Origin of the sequence: Lactiplantibacillus nangangensis (assembly GCF_005405065.1) — a bacterium.
Taxonomy (GTDB): domain Bacteria; phylum Bacillota; class Bacilli; order Lactobacillales; family Lactobacillaceae; genus Lactiplantibacillus; species Lactiplantibacillus nangangensis.
Map to the genome: position 1 here is coordinate 24,039 of NZ_BJDI01000017.1, position 23,808 is coordinate 47,846.

The 23,808-nt window shown below is 46.2% G+C and carries 21 protein-coding genes and 1 other annotated feature; of the genes, 9 read left to right on the forward strand and 12 right to left on the reverse strand.

Annotated elements, in window-relative coordinates; genetic code table 11:
- Positions 1–151: 151 nt before the first annotated feature.
- Positions 152–2,377 (reverse strand): glycoside hydrolase family 31 protein, encoded by a 2,226-nt coding sequence (locus tag FFM70_RS12285; RefSeq protein ID WP_137617139.1) that lies wholly within the window; start codon positions 2,375–2,377, stop codon positions 152–154.
- A 277-nt stretch (positions 2,378–2,654) separates the two neighbouring features.
- On the opposite strand from FFM70_RS12285, the gene FFM70_RS12290 reads away from it, so the two are divergent.
- Positions 2,655–3,173, forward strand: coding sequence for a folate family ECF transporter S component (locus FFM70_RS12290; protein WP_137617140.1), 519 nt, complete (start codon positions 2,655–2,657; stop codon positions 3,171–3,173).
- A gap of 48 nt (positions 3,174–3,221) precedes the next feature.
- Here the strand turns inward: FFM70_RS12290 and FFM70_RS12295 are convergent, their stop codons facing one another.
- The 11 genes from FFM70_RS12295 to FFM70_RS12345 all read right to left on the reverse strand — a co-directional run bounded on the left by FFM70_RS12295 (position 3,222) and on the right by FFM70_RS12345 (position 14,834).
- On the reverse strand, positions 3,222–4,742 hold the full coding sequence (locus tag FFM70_RS12295; RefSeq protein ID WP_137617141.1) for a flavocytochrome c: 1,521 nt from the start codon (positions 4,740–4,742) through the stop codon (positions 3,222–3,224).
- A gap of 169 nt (positions 4,743–4,911) precedes the next feature.
- Positions 4,912–6,516 (reverse strand): FAD-binding protein, encoded by a 1,605-nt coding sequence (locus FFM70_RS12300; RefSeq protein ID WP_137617142.1) that lies wholly within the window; start codon positions 6,514–6,516, stop codon positions 4,912–4,914.
- 86 nt (positions 6,517–6,602) lie between these two features.
- Positions 6,603–7,247: a TetR/AcrR family transcriptional regulator gene (locus FFM70_RS12305; RefSeq protein ID WP_137617143.1), complete on the reverse strand. Its 645-nt coding sequence runs from the start codon at positions 7,245–7,247 to the stop codon at positions 6,603–6,605.
- An 18-nt stretch (positions 7,248–7,265) separates the two neighbouring features.
- On the reverse strand, positions 7,266–8,882 hold the full coding sequence (locus FFM70_RS12310) for an ABC transporter permease (protein ID WP_137617144.1): 1,617 nt from the start codon (positions 8,880–8,882) through the stop codon (positions 7,266–7,268).
- A gap of 7 nt (positions 8,883–8,889) precedes the next feature.
- Complete coding sequence (locus FFM70_RS12315; RefSeq protein WP_137617145.1) at positions 8,890–9,816, reverse strand: ABC transporter ATP-binding protein; 927 nt, start codon at positions 9,814–9,816, stop codon at positions 8,890–8,892.
- A 342-nt stretch (positions 9,817–10,158) separates the two neighbouring features.
- A complete protein-coding gene (locus tag FFM70_RS12320) occupies positions 10,159–10,953 on the reverse strand; it encodes an SDR family NAD(P)-dependent oxidoreductase (RefSeq protein WP_137617146.1) in 795 nt (264 codons plus the stop codon).
- Positions 10,954–11,086: 133 nt separating this feature from the next.
- Positions 11,087–11,578 (reverse strand): alcohol dehydrogenase, encoded by a 492-nt coding sequence (locus tag FFM70_RS12325; protein WP_137617147.1) that lies wholly within the window; start codon positions 11,576–11,578, stop codon positions 11,087–11,089.
- Positions 11,579–11,949: 371 nt separating this feature from the next.
- Entirely contained in the window at positions 11,950–12,747 is a 798-nt protein-coding gene (locus FFM70_RS12330; RefSeq protein WP_137617148.1) for a hypothetical protein, read from the reverse strand.
- 37 nt (positions 12,748–12,784) lie between these two features.
- Complete coding sequence (locus FFM70_RS12335) at positions 12,785–13,579, reverse strand: hypothetical protein (RefSeq protein WP_137617149.1); 795 nt, start codon at positions 13,577–13,579, stop codon at positions 12,785–12,787.
- Positions 13,580–13,627: 48 nt separating this feature from the next.
- Positions 13,628–13,966, reverse strand: coding sequence for a helix-turn-helix transcriptional regulator (locus FFM70_RS12340; RefSeq protein ID WP_137617150.1), 339 nt, complete (start codon positions 13,964–13,966; stop codon positions 13,628–13,630).
- A 151-nt stretch (positions 13,967–14,117) separates the two neighbouring features.
- The gene (locus FFM70_RS12345; RefSeq protein WP_137617151.1) at positions 14,118–14,834 is read right to left on the reverse strand and encodes a GntR family transcriptional regulator; all 717 of its coding nucleotides are present in this window, start codon (positions 14,832–14,834) and stop codon (positions 14,118–14,120) included.
- A gap of 930 nt (positions 14,835–15,764) precedes the next feature.
- On the opposite strand from FFM70_RS12345, the gene FFM70_RS12350 reads away from it, so the two are divergent.
- The 8 genes from FFM70_RS12350 to FFM70_RS12385 all read left to right on the forward strand — a co-directional run bounded on the left by FFM70_RS12350 (position 15,765) and on the right by FFM70_RS12385 (position 23,490).
- Positions 15,765–16,034 (forward strand): hypothetical protein, encoded by a 270-nt coding sequence (locus tag FFM70_RS12350; RefSeq protein ID WP_137617152.1) that lies wholly within the window; start codon positions 15,765–15,767, stop codon positions 16,032–16,034.
- A gap of 99 nt (positions 16,035–16,133) precedes the next feature.
- Positions 16,134–16,329 (forward strand) — a binding site (T-box leader).
- 103 nt (positions 16,330–16,432) lie between these two features.
- Positions 16,433–16,993, forward strand: coding sequence for an ECF-type riboflavin transporter substrate-binding protein (locus FFM70_RS12355; RefSeq protein WP_137617153.1), 561 nt, complete (start codon positions 16,433–16,435; stop codon positions 16,991–16,993).
- Between the two features lie 3 nt (positions 16,994–16,996).
- Entirely contained in the window at positions 16,997–18,697 is a 1,701-nt protein-coding gene (locus FFM70_RS12360; protein WP_137617154.1) for an ABC transporter ATP-binding protein, read from the forward strand.
- Positions 18,697–19,533, forward strand: a complete 837-nt coding sequence (locus FFM70_RS12365) for an energy-coupling factor transporter transmembrane component T family protein (RefSeq protein ID WP_137617155.1) — start codon at positions 18,697–18,699, stop codon at positions 19,531–19,533. The genes FFM70_RS12360 and FFM70_RS12365 overlap by 1 nt, the downstream gene beginning before the upstream one ends.
- A gap of 252 nt (positions 19,534–19,785) precedes the next feature.
- Positions 19,786–21,168 carry a glycoside hydrolase family 1 protein gene (locus FFM70_RS12370; RefSeq protein WP_137617156.1) on the forward strand — a complete coding sequence of 461 codons (1,383 nt, stop codon included), beginning with the start codon at positions 19,786–19,788 and terminating at the stop codon, positions 21,166–21,168.
- Complete coding sequence (locus FFM70_RS12375) at positions 21,168–22,640, forward strand: PTS sugar transporter subunit IIC (protein ID WP_137617157.1); 1,473 nt, start codon at positions 21,168–21,170, stop codon at positions 22,638–22,640. Before FFM70_RS12370 ends, FFM70_RS12375 begins: the two co-directional genes overlap by 1 nt.
- 30 nt (positions 22,641–22,670) lie before the next feature.
- The gene (locus FFM70_RS12380; RefSeq protein WP_137617158.1) at positions 22,671–22,997 is read left to right on the forward strand and encodes a PTS sugar transporter subunit IIB; all 327 of its coding nucleotides are present in this window, start codon (positions 22,671–22,673) and stop codon (positions 22,995–22,997) included.
- Positions 22,998–23,169: 172 nt separating this feature from the next.
- Positions 23,170–23,490, forward strand: coding sequence for a PTS sugar transporter subunit IIB (locus tag FFM70_RS12385; protein ID WP_137617159.1), 321 nt, complete (start codon positions 23,170–23,172; stop codon positions 23,488–23,490).
- Positions 23,491–23,808: the final 318 nt, after the last annotated feature.

The window sequence follows — 23,808 nt, forward strand, 5'->3', positions numbered from 1 at the left end:
AAAACGTTTCCACACTTTTTGCAAGCGATTGCATAAATTTGCGTAGTCCCGTTTCATTAATTATATTGTTTTAAAACTTACTGCGGACTAACCCGCTGGCTTAAAGTTCAAATAGTGTCCAAAAAAAAGCCCCGTGGTGGCGGCTTTTAATTTAGCAAGTGAGTAATTCTGTGAGCATTCCTTGCAAGCTAGGTTGCTTGAGGGTGCTAATGTACGCTAACAACCGATCGTGACTCGGACTCGTCTGAACCATCTGCCAAATCTCACGCTTCAAGTCGAACGGTAAATCTGCGAACTGTAACCGTTGCTGAATCAGCGTCATCACGCTAAAGTTATCCCCAACCATCGTCATGGTGGAAAAGTTGAATTGCGTTTTTGACGAACTGACGACCGTACCCGTTGCTCCCACTAATTCGGGTTGAACCTCACGCTGTGCTGGAATGATCTGACTCGGATCATCCACCTTAATTGTGAGACGACGCTCAGCGTCATTCCAACTAAAGGTCGTTGTTGCCGTGGCGCCGTGGGCATGCTCAATTAGCTCATAGGTGCCATCAGCACCGACAAAAAGCTTGAGCTTTAACTTGGACGGCAACGTGTCAGCTGGTAGCATGACATCCGGATTCAAAGGAATAATACTGCCGACCTTAACAAAAACCGGCAGCTGCGTCTGTTCACGATACGCTTGAAAGTAACGATCACCTTGATAATGAATACCGGTGAAGAGATCGACCCATTGGCCAGCAGGCAACCAAACGGCGGTACTAGCTAAATGTCCTTCCGCATCAACGGGGGTCGTGATCGGCGCCACGATCATTGCCGAGCCAAACTGAAATTCATTGGGGACTTGATAGGCCCGATTCTCATCACCATGCCCGTAATACATTGGCCGAATCAGTGGGACGCCCGTAGTATGCGTCATGGCATTCGCACTCTCTAAATACGGGATCAGTTGCGCCCGTAATTGCAAAAACTGCCGCATTGACGCCGCAATATTACTCGGATAGCGCCAAGGTTCCTTACTCATAAATGGATTACTTGAACTGTGTAGCCGTAAGATTGGACTAAACACACCTAGCTGTAGCCAACGTAAGCTTAATTCCGCATCGTAGGCGCCGTGCATATGTCCCCCGATATCATGACTCCACCAAGTGTAGCCAATATTCGTCGCTGTCGCCGTAAAGTACGGTTGAAACTGTAATGAAGCCCATGACGCAACCGTATCGCCAGAAAAACCAATGGGGTAACGGTGACTCCCCGGACCGGCATAGCGCGACAATATCAGGCCAGCACCGGGATGTTGTCGCGCATTATCCTGATAGTGAGCGATGTTCAACAACCAGAGTGGATCAACTTTGACGGCACTCCGCGCACCGCCCTGTTGCCAATCCAGCCACCAAAAATCCACACCCGCGCGTTCTAACGGTCGGTGCGCCAACTTAAAATAGGCTTGTTTGAAGGCCTTATTCTGCAAGTCAAATTTGGCCGGTTGATCGTGGTCGAGCTTTAAAGCTGTCGCTACTGCTGGATAACAAGCCTCGTTAGCCCGAATTCCGGCCGCTGGGTGCACATTCAACGTCACTTTTCGGCCTTGTGCGTGTAGCGTTTCTAATAGCGCTTCTGGCTTTGGAAAATAATCTAAATTCCACGTGTAGCCGGTCCAACCGCTCCCATACTTGGCTGGAATCTGGGTTGGATGCCAATCCATATCCAATACGGCCACGCTAATTGGAATTTTTTCCTGATCAAACTTAGCCATTAACTGCAGATACTCTGCTTGCGTATAGCGATAGAAGCGACTCCACCAATTGCCAAGCGCGAATCGCGGAATCAACGGTGGAAAGCCCGTCAATTGATAATATGCGGTCAACGTTTGTTGGTAATCATGCCCGTAAGCAAAGTAGTAAAGATCCGTTTCGGCGTGCTGTCGTGGCGCCACCGTCTCACCCATCAAAGTGAACGATTGCGAATCGTCCAGCACACTGATCCCATCGCGTGACATTAGGCCATCTGGCAAAGGTGTTGCCCCATCGACCTTATCAAGCGTGCGTATTGTCCCCTTGAGATTTCGCCCCACGGCATCGCCAAAGAACCAACGATTATCATAGGTGCGACAATTATGGGCCGCATCAATATAGAGATTACCCACAGCGGGATCACCGCCGTCATAGTACAAGTGAAAGCCGGTCGTCACAACTTCTAGCACATGTTGTGGTGATGGCTGTAATACCGTGACCTCACACGGTTCAAACTCACGATTTTGAACCAATTGCGTGAATCGGTCTTCAAAGACCCCCGTTGGTGAATATTCAATGCGAACTAATTTCGTCGTCAAAACGGTGACCCGTAATGACTCAACCTCGATGACCTTACTCATTTGTCACCCTCCACTAATCATTTAATTAGCTTAACCATAGCGCAATGCGATTTGGTGACTATCATATTTTTGTAAAGGTTCCATAAAACATCTGTCATCTTTTTACCTGGCTATAAAGTATTCCAAATCTGGCACATCTTAGCTTATGAGATACTTTTGCAAATTCCATATTCATTCAAGATAGTTTTTAAATCAACTCAAGCTGATTTTTCACTAGCATTACCCATCTTTTTCCAGTACAATACTAAACAAAGCATCAATTCAGGAGGTCCCACTCATGTCTACCCATGCATCCGTCAAATCGATTACGTTACTCGGCGTCTTAACCGCCATGCAAATCATGTTGAATAGTCTGTTATCGATCCAATTTCTCACGACCAAGATTGCGTTTGCCTTTGTCGTCGTCGCCATCACGGCCCGGCTATTTTCACCACTCGTGACTGCCGGTAGCACTGCGCTGGCTTACTTTCTCGGCATGGTCTTGTTTCCTAAGTTCACTTTTTTCCCTGGCTTTATTTTGACCGCCTTCTTGACCGGCCTCATTTTTGGGATGGCCTTTCAACAACGGACCTCGTTAACGCGCATTCTGCTGGCTAACTTTATCGTGCTATTCATTTTGAACCTCTTTCTCAATAGTCTCTGGCTCCACATCATGTATATGACGCCATGGTCAGCGTTACTGACGACTCGGTTCATTCAAGAAATCGTCTCTTACCTAGTCTATACAACTGTGCTGGTGGTGCTATTCAAAGTACCCATTATTAACCAATTAACAGCTCAGTTTAACGCCAAATAAAAATGATCGATTAGCCAGCGTTTGGTTAATCGATCATTTTTGTCTTACCTACTTAACATATTTAGCAACTTGAGTCCCAGCTTGGCGTCCAAAGATCACGATTTCGGCGACCGAGTTCCCGCCAATTCGATTATCTCCATGGAGGCCACCAGTCACTTCACCTGCCGCATAAAGGCCAGGAATGGCTTGACCGGACTTCTTTAAAACTTCTGTCTGTGGATTGATCTTCACGCCACCCATCGTGTAATGGATGCCGGGCGCAATCTTGATGGCATAATACTTCGGTGTGTTCAACTGATGATCCATCCCAGTTGTCCGCGCGTACTGGGCATCTTTTTTCACTTTAACGTCAGTATTCCAAGCTTGCACCGTCTTTTCCAACGTACTGCTTGGAACATTTAGCTTCTTCGCTAAATCACCCAGCGTTGCGCCTGATTCGACCATGCCTTTCTTTTCGTACTGATTAATCGCAGTGACCCGTTGCTTAACCCCACCATCAAATAAGACATACGCATACTTGTCTGGTTGCTTGTTGATGGCGGCTGAAACGACATCCCGCGTGCCCATTTCATTGGTGAAGCGTTCACCCTTAGTATTCACTAGGATACCGCCTTCACCACGAACCGCTTCACCAACTAAGTATGGTGGCTTTTGATAGACCGTTGGATGAATTTGAATCTTACTCATATCGACCGTATAACCACCCAAATCAGTGATCATCTTAATTCCGTCACCAGTGCTCCCGGCTTGATTAGTCGTGACGTACTTTGAAAGGTCTGGCCGGTATTTCTTAATCATCGCTTTGCTGGCGCCAAAACCACCCGTTGTTACGATAACGGCTTTTGAACTGATTGTCTTCGTCTTATCTTGGTCAAAAGTCACTTTGACCCCAGCAACTTTTCCGTCAGTTTCGTTGATCTTTTTTACATCCGCATTAACATAAATTGGAATTGCCTGCTTCTTCACATTCTTGAGTAAGCCGTTTACCAAATAGCCACCGACTGCGGACCCATCTGCTGGTCGATGAGTTCGTTTAACACTCATCCCACCAGTAATCGTCAAGTTAGTCAACTTGATTCCCATGCCATCTAACCAATCAACGGCACTGGCTGAATGATCCACAAAAAACCGCAGCATCTTTTTATCATTAGTGCCATGACCGCCAGCTAAGGTTTCTTGATAAAATTTATCGTTAGTATCCTTGATACCGGCTTTTTTCTGCACTTTCGTTTCCGAAGCGTTCATCCCAGAAGAAGCTTTCAAGGTGTTCCCACCAGCAACTGGCATTTTTTCTAAGATAACCGGCTTCAAGCCCTTCTCTTTGGCGGCTAAAGCGGCCGACATCCCGGCACCACCGCCCCCGACGATAACCACATCATATTTTGACTTGAGATCTTTCATCGATGAATATTGGGTCTTCGAAGCACCCGAAGTCACTTCGGTTTTCTTAGAACTACTTTTACTACTGGAGCTTGATTTCGAACTCGTTGAACTGGTACTCCCGCAACCAGCCAAACTTGCGACAATCATGGTCAAACTGGCAACTAGCGCCAAGCCACGTGTCTTCATAGCGATCCCCTCCAAAATGAATTTAACTAATATTGTGAAATGATGAATTAATTGTAACATGAGTTAACTAACCAACGGAACCCCTTTTAGATAACTATTTAGGCACTGATGAGACTAAAAAAGAGCTAACCATTTAAAACAGTTAGCTCATCATTCACAATATTAACGTTTAATTCAATGCTGCAATCATGCCAGTTAAGAAGTCCGTTGCGGTACCGACAAAGGCTTGTTGAGAAACTTTAAAGATCGGTGCCTTTTCATCTGGATTGACTGATAAAATATGTTGGGCCCCGGCCATACCTAACACGTATTGTTCCGCGCCAGAGATGCCGATATTGATGATCACTTCTGGCGTGACCGTAGCGCCATCGATGCCAATTAACTGTTCCAAACTAAATTGTTCCAACTTAGTCAGTGGTTGGGTTACCGCAATCGCTGCCCCAATCCACTTCGCCAGTTGCTGGGCTTGTAGCAGTGTCGCTGGTTCAAGCGCCCCTTGACCGAGGGCAATAATGCGCTTTGCATTTTTAATGGACCCGACATTGACGGGGACTTCTTCCGTCAAACGCAAGTCTTTAACCACACGGTGCAAACTGGAAACTTGAATCCGTTTTGCCACCGCCACTGGCTGGTCCGCCGTCAACGGTTCCGTATGAGTCAAACCGAGCGCCTGCTGCCCAATTTGGCGTTGCAATTGGGTTAATGTCCCCGTCACTAACGACAAGGCCTGAGCCTCACCGGCTAATTGCGTCAGTGGCAGTGCCGTCGTCGCCGCAATACCACCCAGTAACTGACTAGCTTGCTGCACAATGGCACCACTATGCTCACTTCCTGTCACTGCGGCCATGGTCGCGGCAACTTCAAAATCTTGTTTTTGATCGACTTGTCGGGCGGCATCCCAAGTTAACAATTCATTGACGCGTAACTTGGTTGCGAGTATACCAGCTTGTTGTTGAATGCTAGTATCGGCATTTAATAGCCCTTTGCCTAACGTCCGTTCACGCGTATAGCGTTTGACGATCGCCATGGTTCGTTGACCAATTCCAACACTGATCGCGCCAATGAAGATTCTGGCTAAAGCATTAATATGCCGCGCAATGGTCAGACCTTGCCCTTGATAGCCTAGTAGTTGGTTTTTTTCTGCTTGGACACCATTCAAACGCAACGTTGCCATCGGCACAGCCGGTAAGCCGGCCAATGAGACTGGCGCCAATAAACGTAGACCAGTCTGATCAGCTGGAATGACAAACTGTAAACTGTTTTCGCGTAGCGTCTTCGCCAAGACAATATAGGCCGCTGCCTGACCACCATTGAGGACGAAAGTCTTGTCACCAACGAGCGACCAACGATCATCCGCCTGTTTGGACGCACTACACTGAATGGCATCATGACCACCACCGTCCGGCTCAGTTACTGCCAGTGCGAGTGGTTGGGCCTTCGCCGCTTGTAGCGTTTCGGCAAATTGAGCGGGCTGGCTATATAGCGTTAATGCCGTTGCCGCAACCCACGTTCCGGCAAGCGTTAATGCGGCACTCACTGACCCTTGCGCAATTGCCGTAATCGCAATAACTTGTTCGGTCAGACTCGCCCCCAGTCCGAACGGTTTTGCTAAACCCAGTTCCGGCAAGTCCTCATTGACGAGCAACTGATAAATTTCGGTGCTAGCTTGTTGTCCTTGTGCCAGCTGTGCATCAAAAGGAGCTAACTTTTCTTGACTAAATTTAGTTAACTGCTGCCATAATGCTTGCTGTTCTGGCGTCAATTGTAACTTCATCCCCGCGACCTCACTTAATCGATTTACTAGCTCTAATTTAACACAATTCAACAAAAAAGGCGGTGACAATCGCCACCACCCTTGACCTATTCAGGTTGAATAAACCCATTTTCTAAAATCGTCATATATTTCTTCGCCAAATCGACGACCCATTGGGCATCCTGCATCGTTTCGACGTCCGGTGTTGTCTGCATATGCGCTTTAAATTCTGCAAAAATCTGATTATAAACACCCATAATTAAGCTAACAACCGTATCGCGATCAACTTCTGGTCGTAACGGTAAGCGGTCCACAATCTGGCCAATCATGACTTGTGAGACCTTCAAACTCTGCGTATACAAGGCCTGCATTTCGCCTTGAATTTTAGCTGGCAATTTATCAACGTTACCGTACGCGTTAATCATTAGCCGCATTTCATCGGGGTGTTGCCGACCAAATTCACTCTTATATTTCGTACTTCGAACGACCAGCGTAACGAGATCGTCTGGAATCTCAAACGCTTTCGGATTAACTTCAGCCTTAATTCGTTCCGTTGCGGCCACGACCGTCTGAAAGTATAACCGTTGTTTACTCCCATAGTAATGGAAGATCAGTCCCTTGGAAACCTCAGCGTTTTTGGCGATTGCTTCGGTCTTTGCCGCGGTATAACCCTGACTCGCAAACTCATGCGTTGCAGCGGCCATGATGCGTTTAACTTTTTCGGGATCTTTGGGGGTATTTTCCCGTACCATTGCCCGACTTCCTTTCTGCTACTGCGCCAAATCACGATGACGATAGCCAAGACTTGCTACCACCAATATTAGCACAGTTAGCGCCAGCAACCACCAGTTGGTTGACCAATCAATGGCGTGCAACGGTACTTTATTGACAAAGCCGAGTGGGGTTAACTTTTTCGCCCAAGTTGGCAACTTGATCAAGGCGCCTAAATATAGTGAGAAGAACCCATAGAGTACCCAGACCCAGGCTAAAACCCGCCATTTTGGTAGCCAGCCCGCTAAGAAGCTGGCGAAGGCAATCATGACTAGCATGGCCGGAACATAGGCCAATAGCACATGCCAGTATGTGAGCCATTTAATCGGATCACTCATCACAACGGCGCCGGTTAAATACATCCCGCCGAAACCAGCAAAGGCGACTAGGATCGCTTCGACCAAGGCAAAACCCGTATAACTGCCCCAAACTTGCCAACGCGACGTCGCCGTTGCGTACAGTTGATGCAAATAGCCCTTGTTTTCGTCACTAACAAGTTTCAGCATCGTTTGCACAGCTGGAATTAAAGCCACGATTACGACGACGATGGCGAGGACGGCGATGAAGTTTTTAACAATCACCCGATTAGCTGCCGCCAATGCCGTTGCCCCTAAAAGTTGCTTGATCATCGGGTTACTTTTGGCCAAATCACCAATCGTATTAAAGATTGACCCATACGACGCGCCTAAGACAAAGCTCCCAACCAGCCAAGCAATCACTGTTGTGCGAGAGTTGCGCCACAGCAGACTTAATGGCCCCCGTAATAGTGGTGACGCGGTTGGTCGGCCTTGCCGAGTCGCTAAGAAACCTGCCCCGAGATCACGTTTCCAATTCAACCCAGCCGCGGCAATCGCCACGACCATGCCTAGTAACAGTATCCAGAGCACTGGTAGCCAATCATTATGTTGATAAATACTGAGCTTTTCAATCCAGCCAAATGGGATCCACCAAGTGAGCTTCGGATTGCTGACATCCGTCCCCATCCGGGCAATATACATGATCCCGAAGATGGCATAACTGAGCATGGTGGTCTCGCCGGCATTGTCAGCCAGCTGTGCAACGAGCAAGGTCAACATACCAAACAACCAGCCCATTGCCGCTAGACCGGCACCAATCAACCAATTTCCGGTCGTGTTAGCCCCCGGCATCCCAGCAACTTGCAACCCTGCGCCGAATAACAGCCCAATCACAACGTTTAGCCCAGTCAATTCAACGATACCCGCTGTTAACGGCGCCAAGCGACCCACTGAATGTGCGCGGACTAATTCTAATAGACCATCATCTTCTTCACCACGTGTCGTAGCGACGGCCAACATAATATTCATGATAATCATGACCATTGCCATGAAAACAACCATTTCGGTAGCAAAAATCTTAGCCGTCGTATACGGTGCTTTGGCCGTGAACGCCCCAAATAAGGAGATCATTGCGGGCGTTTTCAGGGTGACAACAACCGAATCGATGGCCTTTTGTGTGCTGTAAATACCATCAAATTTAGCCGCAATCGCGGTAAATAAGCCGGCCAAAGCCAGCGTCCAAATGAGGATTTTCGTCCAATCGCGTTTTAAATTTAGCCGGATCAGTAATCCGGTCCGTGTCAATAATTGTTCTGACATCGTCGACTCACTTCCCATCGTTGGCCCGCGCATCGTTTGGTGATTCATAATAACGCATGAACAGGTCTTCCAAAGTTGGTGGGGTACTCGTCAAAGTGACTAATTGTTGCGCCGTCAAGTAGCTCATCACTGCCGATAACTGGTCCGCGTCAACCGCCAAACTCATGTGATTTTCACCGTGCTTACTCGTTAGCCCATGCACCCCCGGTAAACTTGCCAATTTCGTCAACGGTTGGACCGTTTGCACCTCAATCGTCGTCCGTGTCAAATGACGCATCTCAGCTAAGGTCCCCGTTTCCACGATCGTCCCTTCACGAATGATGCCAATTCGATCACACATTTTTTCAACTTCCGATAAAATGTGACTCGATAGAAGAACGCTCTTGCCTTGCGCTTTAAGTTGCAGCACATGTTCTTGGAACGTTTGCTCGTTCAACGGATCCAGTCCGGAAGTGGGTTCGTCAAAAATGTAAAAATCAGCTGGCGTGGAAAAAGCCGCAATCAACGCGACTTTTTGCCGATTACCTTTCGAATACGTCCGTGCCTTCTTACGAGGATCTAACCCAAATTCTTTGATCAACGCATCCGTCGTCGCAGAATGTTTAGCCCCGTTCATTTTTAAGAAGAGGTCAATAATTTCACCACCGCTTAAATTCGGCCACAAATAAACGTCCCCCGGCACATACGCAATGCGTCGATGAATCGCGACACTCTTTTGCCAGACATCTTGACCAAAAATCGTCGCGGACCCGCCACTGGCTTTAAGAATACCAAGTAGCACCCGAATCGTCGTCGATTTACCCGCGCCATTCGGACCAATAAACCCAAACACTTCGCCCGGATAAATTTCAAAATCAATATTTTTCAACGCTTGGAACTTGCCAAAGCGTTTTTGTAAATGTGAGATCTTTAGTAGTGGTGCTGTCGTTGCCATTTTAAATTCCTCCTAGAGTGTGAGCCAAAGCGGGTTGCTGACGAGCATTGCCTAGCTATCACCGAATGCGTTTTTGGCATTTGGTGATAGCGTAGCAAGCGGAACCAGCAGCTTTGGCGAACACGTTTCAACCATAAAAACTCACCCGCGCACACTCAGATTTTCTAATGTAAGAGCAATCATAGTCTCTGTTGACTCATAAGTCAATGACTGGCGAGTCAATAAAACAACAAAACTTATCAACACCTTTAAAACGTAACATCATCGGCCCTTCAAGCAAGCATAAGTCACTTTAAAAACGCAAAAAAAGCAACGCAATCATCACGCTGCTCCTAAACTACTTTAAAAAATCGTTGGGACCAAGCCACCATCGGCCCGCAACGCTTCACCGGAAAAGCTGCTGGCGAATGGACTTGCCACAAAGACTGCTAAGCGACCAATCTCCTCAGGCCGAATCAAGCGTTGAATCTGTGAGAGCGGCCGATGATTGATCATAAAGTCGTGTTCCCACTGGTCGGCTGGCAAATCAGAATCGGCGTACATTTCATCCAGCATATGTTGCACGCCTTCTGTCAGCGTTGACCCCGGCATGACGGTATTGACCGTTACGTGCGTCCCAACCGTGAGCTTCGACAAGCTCTTAGCCAACGACAAGTTCATCGACTTCGTCATCGAATATTGTGGCATTTCACCAGACGGCATCACAGCCTCTTCACTAGCGATAAAAATAATCCGGCCAAAATCAGTCGCTAACATCCCCGGTAAATAGTGCCGTGCCAAGCGGTTACCCGACAAAACATTCACTTTAAAGAACCGTTCCCAAGTGGCATCGTCAATCGCATCATAAGCCATTGGCGCAAAGATTCCCATGTTATTCACCAGCACATCCACGGTCGGAACCAGTTCGAAAAGCTGCTTGGCAGCCGTTGGATCACTCACATCAAATGGCGCTGCCACCGGCCGGGTTTCTGAATAAGCCGCAGCGAACTCGGCGACCACCGCGTTGACCGTTTCAGCTCGCCGACCATTAATGACCACATCGGCCCCTTCTTTCGCAAAAGCTGCCGCAATCGCGCGTCCAATCCCTTTAGTCGACCCCGTAACAAGAACTCGTTTATGTGCTAAACCCATTTCCATGCTAAAATCCTCCATTCAACTCAATTAGTTGCCTAAGCGTAGCGGTTATCGCTTTAAAACACAACCAAAGTGGCCTAAAAAAACAAGCCTAAGCAGCGTTTGCCTAGACTTGTGATTATTGTATGTACGCGTTTTATTCCGCGCTTGTTTTCGCATATTCCGCCAAAACGGGTTTAACGTAACGTTCTTCGGCTTGTCGCCGTGCTAAAATCGCATCATCCATGTCAGCAAACTGCTGATTTAAAACCAAGTGCCCACGATACATCAACCGTGCGACCCATTTCTGTGAGCAACGATCAAATGAAACCCCAATCACACCACTACGGTTACGACTGTTTGGTTTCAAACGATCCACGGAAGTGCCTTGGTATAGTGGCAAATTGTCGCTTCGACCCATGTTCTGTCGGGTCTTAGGATTCTCGAAGATATTCTTACGACTGACGTCTGCACGCAAGCAGCCACAGCTCTTCGTAATCCCTTTACGTAGTCGATAACTATCGACAACCACCTTACGGCCACATGAACATTGACACAACCAACGGGCATTCCCGTTTGGCGCGCTTTCAGCACGTTCAATGACTGTTAATCGGCTAAATGTCTCGCCAGTTAAATCTTTTAGTCGCATCAAAATCACCTCGATATTTTCTAGTATTCGGTCCCGCACCCGTTACTAATTGAACCTAATTATAATTTATACTGATTTTATGAAAAAAATATGACGAATACAAAAACATTCATAGTATTATTTATTGATATTTTAATTTAGCGTCAGAATTTAATAAACACTCAACCCATACCGGCTTTGGTCATACAATAGAATACTACTATTTTTATTTAATGTCACTTAATATTATTTATATAATAATTATTTAAGAATTATCCTAGCGCCTACAACGCAAAAAGGCGTTCCCGATAATGCCACGGTCACGCCTACTCATTTTATTAATATTTTTATGATAAAAGTCACAACCAATTCCACATAGCGCTATAGAAACGCTATATAAACCATCCCAACGGTGCTAATCCCAACCAACTAAGCACATTGACCGTCGTGCCTGCTGGAACTATGGGTTGTAACACTTGCTTAATCTCACTTTCAGAAGCCAAAGTTTCAAGATCATACCAATATACGCCCTTACGGCTATGTCCCACTAAATGCCAGCGTCCCAATGACTTCAACGCTTCAGTATCTATTTCGGCTTTTAATGGACTAATATAGACGTGCATTGTTGGCATCCAAGCGCCATCATATTGTTCTGTCTCACGACGTAAAGTCACGATCTGTTTTTGCAAATTCTTAGCCGTCCACGCAAACCGTGCCCCAACAAATAAACCAATTATGGCATACACGCCAATTAGATCAACTTGACGTGAGCTATTAATTGTAAAAACTAAAACACCTAGGAAAATAACTCCCAAGAAGAGCGCCAAATTCATCGTATTCATCGCTTTGTCCCGCATTCCCAGCGCAACGTTCAGCCGCATCTGCGGGTCGCCAGGAGACACTTGCGCTTGTAAGACCGTAGACTGATCACTGCCGGTATAAATCACTTGAACATCTGGTTGCTTGACTCGTACAGTCGCTAACACTTTAAATATTTGTGTTGTAGCCGTTACTTCTGCCACTAAATCCGTGGGAACATATTCACTGAAGATTCGAAAGTGAGTCTTAACATGTTTAAAATGGTACCAATTTCCCCGAATTTTGCTCAGTAACCACCCATGCTTAGCCAACCGATTTAACCAATTTAATTCTTGCACAGACCCCTTAATCAAAAATCGATAACGCCACATCTTACCGCTTCCTCATAACTTAATTCATTAATTTTACTTAGAAATAACCAATTGGTGCTAGTCCTAATGATGTCATGACCGTTACCGTGACATCGGCTGGCACAATCTTTTTAACTGATTGGCGAACTTCCTCATCGCTCGCTAGCGTCTCTAAATCATACCAATAGACATTTTTACCGTGACCCACCAAGTGCCAGTGACCTAGGCTTGCGAGTTTGTCGGTATCCAAGTCACTCAAAAATGGTTTTAAGAAGACATGCATCGTCGGCCGCCAAGCGCCGTCATAGTTTTGGGTTTCTTGTCGCAATTGACGCGCAATTCGATGACTATGTGACGACCGCAGCGCTAAGACTGCCGTAATTGTGAGCCAAATTGTGCCGATCCAACTTTGAATTTCATTTGGAATCGCACCATGCGTGATCAATAGCGCGATAATAATGAATGCTAAACCAACGAAAAAGAACGTATTCATCACATTTAACTGATGACTACGCATCGCTAGAGCAATTTTCAATTCCAACGGCGCATTATGTTGCTCGACCCGCGTCTGAGCAACCTCGTCCCGCGTACTGCCGCTATAAACCACTTGGACCGGTGCGACTGCTAATGGCACACTAGCCAACACCTGAAAAATTTGGTCATGAGCCGTAGCCATATCGGTCGCAATTTCATTTGGCACGTATTCACTAAAAATCCGATAATGCGCATTGGTCCTTTTAAAGTCATACCAATTGCCATGGACCTTGGTGATCACCCAGCCCTTTTGCGCCAGGCGATTTAACCAGATCAGTTCCGAAGCCGATCCCTTAATTAACGTTCGATAACGTCGCATTCCAAACACTCCCCATCAAATCGAACTAGTCTCCCCCTAGTTCGATCACTAGTCAGCTTTTAAATCTTCATTTTCAATAATATCCACCAACAATTTGAGCCGCTCACGTTCAGCAGTTAGCAAGGCTTCGCCGCTCCCCGTAATCTCATAAATATGCACCTCATCTGCATCGACACGCTCCGTCATTAAATAGTCCTTGGTCATCGCATGCAAATTCGTGAATAGCGTCCCTAAACCCAATTGTAGTTTGTTATGAGTCAAATCCGCGATTTTTTGCGGGATATCATCACTTTTAATCGGTTTTCGAACACTGACTAACGTTAAAAACGCCGCCTCTGTCATCGGCTCATACTTATCGATCAACCGTTGATAAAAATTTCCAGCCATCGTTTAAGCCCCCTTTTTTTAAAAGAAAACGCTTTCTTTATGACGTAAATTATGCACCTCTTATTTCACGAATGCAAACCCGTCCGCAGACCAGTCTTCCCAAGAATCTTCGTTAAAAAAAGACTCTTTAACGAGTCTTTTACAATCGTCATTAATGAACTTGAACGTCCGCGACGACGGTACTACTATCATAAGGAAAATGTGATTCAGAAACTTCAAACGGTTGGCCATCATCCGTATAACTGACCTGATTAATGACTAAGACTGGATCGTCGAGTTTGGCATTCATGGCTTCTACATCTTCTTCAGTCGCTTTGGCTGCAGAAATCAAACGGTGAGTGCCCGCAATCGACATGCCGCGTTCTTTTTCCAAATAACCATAAATTGAGCCTTCCAAAACCTGCTTCGTCAAGGTGACGATACTGGTTGGCATGATGGTGTGTTCGTAGGCCCAAACCTTACCCTCAACGTACCGTGTCCGCCGAATCACGTAAACAGGATCCATCGTATCGATCATTAATTGTTCCGCTTCGCGTTTTGAGGGTAAACGGGCTTCTAATTCCAAAACTTTACTGGTTACTTTTTTACCTTCGTTCGTACGCGTGGTCCCCAATGGGCGATCGACTTGCGTTTCTTGCCGAGTATCCGTTAAACCGAAATCTTTACGCACAAAAGTCCCCGCACCCCGCTTCGAGTAAACCATCCCTTCAATAATCAACAATTGGATGGCTTTGTGAATCGTAATCCGGGTCGTATCAAACGTCGCTGCCAGTTTATTCTGATCAGGCATGAGCTCCCCAGGGGCATATTTACCAGTTTTAATGTCCTGACGTAAGCTTTCAGCGATTGCTTCATACTTATAAGCCAAATTAGTCACATTCTTTCTTTGTTAACTTCTTGTCAAATAGTTTACCCCATTTCATACCCAAAGGGAAACATTTGTATATACTTTTTAGCCAAACTATCATTTTTGCTTGATTAGAACTTAAAGTGACCGCCACAACTGCTAAATCGCTATAATAATTAAATAACGGTTTTGGTCGTTCATTGCCGCCTGCCGGTCGAGCCAGATGAGGCTAAATTCGTTAAAACTATGATTTAAATTATGACCGTTTCTACTATATGTCTTACCAACTTAAACGACTAAATTAGAAACAACCCATTAAGCCTCTGTCAATAAACGAATTGATGTCAGCCTTAAGCATAAACGTTACGCTCGGTGCTAGTTAGCTTAAGTTGGCACTTTGATTGGGCCAGAACCGCCCGGCGTTGATTAACGAAAATTAACGCTTACCTATTGTCGACCACAAATTGAGCCGAGAGGTTGGTTTCTAAAATGCTCAGCCGTGTCGTTGGCCTTAGTGCGAGTGGTGTACTCGGACTTAGACCAACGACAGTTTTGAAGACCGCTTTTTGGCTTCAAAATGACCTACGGCGTTCCAGCGTTTTAGGAACCAACCGGTAGGCGGCAATTTTAACTAGCACCAAGTGTCTAAACGTCATGTAATTTTACTACTTGCGCACTGACTAGTAGCTTAATTCCCAATCAAGCTTTAAACTAAGCATAACAACAGAACACTGCACTAGCCGAGAGGTTGGCAGCGATGAGGCTCAGTGGTGAAATTTTACTTAGTCAGCGGCGGGTTTGGCCGGTGGCTTAGTAAAAGGCCGGCTTACGAGACCGCCCTTTGGCTCGTAACCGTGCCCACCACGTTCCAGCCTCATCGTTGCCAACCGGCAGGCGGCAACGAACCGCAATTCGCACTTAAAGCCCAAATACTAAACTGAGGTGACCCACATGGAAGTCCATACATTAAAACTCGATCAAGATGCCGTAATCTATTCAGCCGCTATCAAAGCATTGTCAGGATTCAAGCCAGAAATCGACGTTGATTTCTCAAAAACGACTAATCAAGAAGAGGCCCGCATTCTGGCTAAAGAAACCACCGCGCAATTTTTACCCGTTTTCGAACAATTATTAGAACAAGGCTATGCCAAAGCTATCTCCAAAGGCCAATTAGCCGAATGGGGCGCCTATTATATGGCCCATAAAGTTCATAAAAAATAAATTATCCGGCCAATCTTGATGTAACCGGCTTCATTCGTTCGGATTTACTTGCACCCGCGCGTCGTTTGGCGTATGCTATGATAAGTTAAATTCAGATGAGAAAAAGCTGTGACAAGATGAGTAAACGTGCTGTTGTCCCTAGAGAGTCGCTGTTGGTGCAAAGCGATGACAACTCACGTTGAAGATGGTCTTGAAGAAGCTGCTAGGTCCAGCCTAGCCGGAGCGATCCGTTACCATCAAGAGAAGTCCGAGTCATCGGAAAAACTAGGTGGTACCGCGCTAACGCGTCCTTGAAAGCAATTGCTTTCGGGCGCGTTTTTTGTTGGCTTTTGTTCGCTGAATTAACCTGCCATTATTTTTTGTTACTACTACTATCTATTTAAGGAGTTGTCTTAATTATGCAAAACAAACAATCTAATTCCATTCGCACCGTCGTCGCCACCGGGATTGGCGCCGCTGTGATCTTCGTCCTGATGAAGTTCGTCGCAATTCCAACCGGGATTCCTAATACCCAAGTCAACGTGGCTATCGGCTTTCTTGCGTTACTAGGCGCCATCTTTGGTCCCGTTGCCGCTGGTCTGGCTGTCTTTATCGGGCATGCCTTGAACGACTTTGTCACTTATGGTTCACCTTGGTGGACGTGGGTCATCGTTGATGGTTTAATTGGGGTCGCCTTTGGTTTAGCCAAGAATCACCTTAAAATTGAAAATGGTGTCCTTGGCAAAGCCAAATTGATCTGGTTCAACATTTATCAAATCATCGTTAACTTCATTGGTTGGGTGCTTTTAGCCCCAACCGGTGATATCATTATTTATCATGAACCAGCTAACAAAGTTTACATCCAAGGTGTGACGACTTGGATCGTGGATTCAATCTCAGTTGCCGTGATTGGGACGATTTTACTTGTTTTATACGCCAAAACTCGAACTAAACGCGGGAGCTTAACAAAGGAACGTTAACCTATGACTGCACCGATTATCAGCTTTAAAGATTTTTCATTTCAATATAATAGCCAAACTGAGCCCACCTTACGACACTTGAACTTGGACATTTATCCAGGGGAAAAGGTCCTGATCGCGGGCCCTTCTGGTTCGGGTAAGTCAACGCTCGGTCGCTGTTTGAACGGGCTGATTCCACAATCTTATCCCGGCCAGATCAGTGGTCAGGTCTTGATCAACGGCCACGAGATTCAAGCCAGCTCAATTTTCGACTTATCGATGCAGGTCGGGACGGTGCTGCAAGATCCCGACAGCCAATTTGTTGGCTTGACGGTCGTGGAAGACATGGCTTTTTCGCTTGAAAATGATCAGCAAACCCAAGCAACCATGCAAACTGCGACGGCTAAATGGGCCCAGACACTGGACTTGCAAGACTTGCTCACCCATCGTCCGCAAGAATTATCTGGCGGACAGAAACAACGCGTGGCAATGGCGGGCGTGCTCATCGATAATAGCAAGATCTTACTATTTGATGAGCCGTTAGCCAGCTTAGATCCCGCGTCCGGCAAGGCTTCGATGGCTTTAATCGACAAGCTGACCCACGCTGAAGACTTAACCGTTGTCATCATTGAACATCGAATTGAAGATGTACTCCAACAACCGATCGACCGCTTAGTCGTGATGCAAGAAGGCCAAATTGTCGCCAATGACCGGCCCGAACCAATCCTGCGCCAATCTTTGATGGCACAATTAGGGTTACGTGAACCTTTGTATCTCTCGGCACTATTACACGCCGGCGTAGACTTGGCTGACTGCCAACACCTCGACAGTCTCGACAAATTGACGGTTCCAAATTTAAAAGCCACGCTACAACAGTGGACCGCTGGGGTTACCTTAAATCCGCCAGTGACCCATTCTGAACCGTTGCTCAACATTGACCACTTACAGTTTGGTTATGACCCCCATCATAAGATCATTGACGACTTGTCGGTGACCTTGCATCGGGGCGAAATGATCAGCCTCGTTGGGCAAAACGGAACGGGTAAATCGACGCTCAGCAACTTGATTACCGGCTTTTTGACGCCGCAAGCTGGCAAGATGACCTTTGACGGCCAAAATTTAGCTGACCTGTCCGTGAAAGAACGGGCGGATCACATTGGCTATATTCTGCAAGACCCCAATCAAATGTTATCGAAAACATTGATTTTTGACGAAGTCGCAGCCGGGTTAGTCTTACGTAGCTTGGATCAAGCCACGATCGAGAAACGGGTTCTCGCCACGTTGAAAGTCTGTGGGCTATATGAATTTCGGCACTGGCCAATCTCAGCGCTCAGCTTTGGGCAAAAGAAACGGGTCACGATTGCTGCCATCTTAGTCCTCGAACCCGCCATGTTGATTCTCGATGAACCAACTGCCGGGCAGGACTTACAGCATTATACGGAAATGATGGCCTTTTTAACTAAGATTAACCACGAACAAGGGATGACCATTATGCTGATCACCCACGACATGCACTTGATGCTGGAATACACCGACCGGACCATTGTCCTCGGTAACGGCCAGATTTTGATGGACGCTGCCCCCGCGGACGTCTTAACAAATGAAGCCATTATTGAACAAGCGTCATTGGCTAAAACGAGTCTCTACACCTTAGCTGAACAAAATCAGCTAGATCCACGAGAATTCGTGGCTAAATTCGTCCAAGCAGAACGGGAGGCTCGCTAATGCAACACCAACTTTTAATTGGCTATGCGGATCGACACACGTTCCTAAACCGCTTGAGCGGCAGTACCAAGCTGCTCTGCTTCGTCGGCTTGTCCATTATCGGGATGATGACCTATGACACCCGTTATTTGATTGGCATCATGTTATTCTCATTAGTGATCTTCCACTTTTCAAAGATTAAGTATCGTGAAATTTCTTTCGTTGTCAGCGTTATTATTGGCTTTTCCGTCTTGAACCTCGTAATGGTCTACGTCTTTGCGCCCCATTACGGCGTTTCAATTTATGGCACGGAACATCTGCTACTTGGTAACAATCAGCACTATTTCAACCTGACAACGGAACAGCTCTTTTATGAATTCAACTTGTTATTGAAATACACTTTTGCAGTGCCGCTGGCGTTGATTTTCTTAATGACGACGAACCCTAGCGAGTTTGCCGCCAGCTTAAATAAAATCGGGATCTCTTATCGCGTCAGCTACTCGGTCGCCATCGCCCTACGTTACATTCCAGATGTGCAAAGCGATTACCGCACGATTAGTCTGGCGCAACAAGCCCGTGGTTTTGAAATTTCTAAAAAAGCAAAATTCATGACCCGGGTACGGGGCGGCATTCAAATTCTATTGCCATTAATCTTTTCCAGCTTGGATCGGATCGAAATCATCAGCCAAGCCATGGAACTGCGGCGTTTCGGTAAGGGTAAGCACCGCAGTTGGTATATGGCCCAAAAGTTCCGCGCTAACGACTACTTAGCCTTAATTATCGTTGCCTTACTGATTCTTTTAGGCGGCTTACTCTTCCATGTGAATGGCGGCCGTTTCTGGAATCCGTTCAAATAGTGACCTACACCACTGGGTCTTAATTTAGAACTAACGTGTCGACTTTGACAGTCGACACGTTTTTTTTAGACTTTCTTAAATTTTTTTATTTTTTCAAACGGCGTCAAGTCAGCTCTGAAAGCGATTACATGCGCTTATATTTATAAAAGACTATACAAATTGCGATAAAAGGATTGTTTTTAATACCAATTCAGTTTATACTATCAAATGTTAAGGAAAGCGCTTCCTGTAACTCTCAGATTGGAGGAGAATATGTCAGTTTCACGTAAAATGCCTAAAGATTTTTTCTGGGGCAATTCAGTTTCAAGTATGCAGACCGAAGGCGCCTGGAATATTGACGGTAAAGGGTTGTCCGTTTACGACGTCCGCCCCGCAACCGACAAGACTTCCGATTGGCACGACGCCATCGACGAATATCATCGTTACGATGAAGATCTTGATTTAATGAAGTCGATGCACATGAACATGTATCGGATTCAAGTTTCTTGGTCACGGGTCGTTCCCGATGGTGATGGCGAGTTCAACGAAGCCGGTTTAGCTTTTTACGACCGACTCGTCAACGCCATGCTCAAACGCGGCATTACCCCGATGATCTGTCTCTATCACTTTGACATGCCATTAGCGTTAGCTAAAAAAGAAAACGGATTCATGTCCCGTCACACGGTCGACGCCTTCGTCCGTTTTGGTAAAAAAGTGATCGACCACTTCGCCGACCGCGTTCACTACTGGATTACGTTCAACGAACATAATCTTTACTTCAGTGATGAAGTTTTCAATATTTCTGGCTATACCAAGGGTGATCGTTCCCTCAACGATATGTATACGATTTTCCATCACACGATGCTCGCCCATGCGCAATTAGATGCGTACGTTCACGTCCATTATGCTGATTTAAAATTCGGCGGAATGTTAGCGGATACACCGGTTTATCCGGCCACCGCTAAACCGAATGACGTCTTTGCTGCTCGGCAATTGGATCAATTTTCAAACCAAAACTTGAACGAAGCGTTCGTTTACGGTCACTATGACCACGAAGTTTTAACCTATATCAAGAATCATGATATCGATTATGATTTACAGCCTGGCGATAACGAAATTCTCGCCAAGATGCACGCCGACTTTATTTCATTTAGCTATTATCGTACAACCACGATCAATGCCGATAAGATTCCAGCAGGAACAGCGCCTAACCGCTATTTAAATTACGGGATGGAAAGTAACCGCTTCCTCGATGCCAATGAGTGGGATTGGACAATCGATCCACTTGGTTTTCGAACATTGATTACCGACTTATACAATCGCTACCAAGTGCCCGTTTTCCCAATTGAAAATGGGATCGGCATTAGCGAGCACTGGGACGGTCAGCACATGATTGAAGATGACCTGCGCATTAAGTATCACGCAGAACACATCAAAGCCATGAAAGATGCCATGTTTATCGATGGTGCCAAAGTCTTAGGCTACCTTGGCTGGGGCTTGATCGACATTCCAAGTTCACATGCCGACATCGAAAAACGCTACGGCGTTGTTTACGTCAACCGCAGTAACCACGATTTGAAAGACTTGAAGCGCGTTCCGAAGAAGTCGTTCTATTGGTTACAAGCACTACTAGAAAAAAACGGAGATGAATTGTAATGGATAATACGCAAAGTAAAAGTGCGTTTAGTAATTTCATTAACAACAAAATTTTGCCACCGGTGATGAAGTTCGTTAACACCAAACCGGTGAAAGCTTTACAAGATGGGATGGTTTACGCCTTACCATTTATCATTATTGGGTCAGTCTTCTTGATCTTGTCTAATATTCCAATTCCAGCTGTCGCTGCAGCAATGAAGGCTTCTGGCTGGGCTGCTTTCTTCAACCAAGCCTACACCGTTACCTTCGGGATCATGGCGCTCTGGGCCGCTGTTGGGATCGCGTATGTCTATGTTCGTAACGAAGGCTATGAAGCTTTGCCAGCCGGATTAACTTCCATGGCAACCTTCTTACTCCTTCAAACTTTGAACATCGCCAACCCACTTGTTGGTGCGATGGGCAAAGCCGGTACCGGGATTACCAACGCCGCTGGTAAAACAGTGATGTCTGGGACTGCCGTTGCTGCCAACATCGACAAATTACCACATGCTTTACAAGGTTTCTTAACCTCACCTGTTACCGGTGTTATTAACATTACTTGGCTTGGTGGCCAAGGGATGATTGCCGCAATCCTTTGTGGGATCTTAGTTGGTTGGGCTTACTCCGCTATGATTCGTAAAGGCTGGAAGATTACCTTACCAGAACAAGTGCCATCAAGTGTTGCTAACCAATTTACTGCTATGATTCCTGCCGGCGTCATTTTGATCGTCGCAATGTTAATCTACGCCGCTTTCTCTGCTTTTGGGAACACCGACGTTTTGCAATTAATCTACAAATTACTTCAAACACCACTCCAAGGGTTATCTGATTCCTTTGGTGGTGCGGTCATCATCGCCTTCTTAGTCCCATTCTTCTGGTTCTTCGGGGTCCATGGTGGTTTGATCATGGGTGGTATTACTAGTGGGATCTTAATTCCTAACACTTTTGATAACGCCGCTTTATATAAAGCTGGTAAATTGACCATTGCACAAGGTGCTCACGTTGTTACCAACGAATTCTACAATAACTTCATTAACTTAACTGGTTCTGGGATTACCTTAGGGTTGGTTGTCTTCACCTTAGTCGCAGCTCACTCAGTTCAATTTAAGACTATTGGTAAAATTGAATTCGTTCCAGCTCTATTCAACATTAACGAACCATTCCTGTTTGGTTTGCCAATCGTTATGAACCCATTCTTGGCAATTCCATTCTTCTTGACACCAGTGATCGTTGCGGCTTCCACTTACTTGGTTATCCGCTTCGGGATTGTGCCACCATTAAATGGTTTCGCTGCGCCTTGGACGACACCAGCCATTATTTCCGGTTTCTTAATCGGTGGCTGGAAGATGGCCATCTGGCAAACCATCACCTTGTTGATGTCTGTCGGAATCTACTTCCCATTTGCTAAGAAGTACGATGCTATCTTGACGAAACAAGAACATGACAAAGCTGTTGCTGAAGCTGCTGCCGGTAACGCCGAAGCTGCTAAGTAACATTTCGGATTTTGAAAGGATTTAATCATTATGGCTGAAAAAACAATTATGTTGGCTTGCTCAGCCGGCATGTCAACTTCACTCTTAGTTTCCAAAATGCAAGCGGCCGCTAAAGCTGATGGCGTTGATTATAAGATTTTCGCCACGGCCTCATCTGATATCGATCATCAATTAAATGGTGAAAGCAAACCAGATGTCTTGCTACTTGGACCACAAATTGGCTACATGGCTAATGACATTAAGAAGAAGACTGATAAAGTTGGTATTCCAATGGCCATGATTAATATGCAAGATTACGGCATGATGAACGGTGAAGCTGTTCTGACTAATGCTGAAAAACTACTTGGTGACAAGTAACACATAACCAGATTCAACCCAAAGAACGTCCGACAACTATCATTGTTGCCAGACGTTCTTTTTGGCTTGAATACAGGTTGCGTCCAACCCGTGTCCACATGGTCCTGACTTTCCATTTGCGCAAAATTATGCTACCGTTATTTATCGATAACCTTATATGGAGGCCTTTTAAATGACTAAAAAAATCATTATGCTTGCCTGTGCTGGTGGGATGTCCACTTCCTTGCTAGTCACCAAAATGAAGGCAGCCGCCAAAGCCAACGGCGCTGACTACGACATTTTCGCTACGGCTGCTGCTGAGATTCCTGATCGCCTAACGGGGGATCATCGGCCCGACGTCTTATTACTCGGTCCACAGATCCGTTATATTGCCGAAAAAGCGCAAGTCATTGCTGATCAGGCCGGTATTCCAATGACCGTCATCAATATGCATGATTACGGCACCATGAACGGAGTCAATGTCTTGAAGACGGCGGAAGACTTGTTAGATTAGGATTGCCGCTTCCGGTTGTGGTTGCGTACATGCGGGCGAGGGACCGGGCCAAGCCATAGGATCGTCTTGCCCCTCGCCCGGAAGCCTTGCCTAAACCACAAGTCTCCCAGCCGGTCCGTGGCGTAAGGCCGGAAAATCACCGGTCAAACGCCACCCACACGCCCGATGCACACAACCACAACCCCCAGCTAGTCAACTATTTTAAATGGTTAGTCAGCTATTTTAGTGGAATGATAAGTCACATACGGCCATTCTAGACGTAACGAACATCAGTATTGCTGGATTCAAAATAATTTTGGTATTTTTCAAAAAGAACAG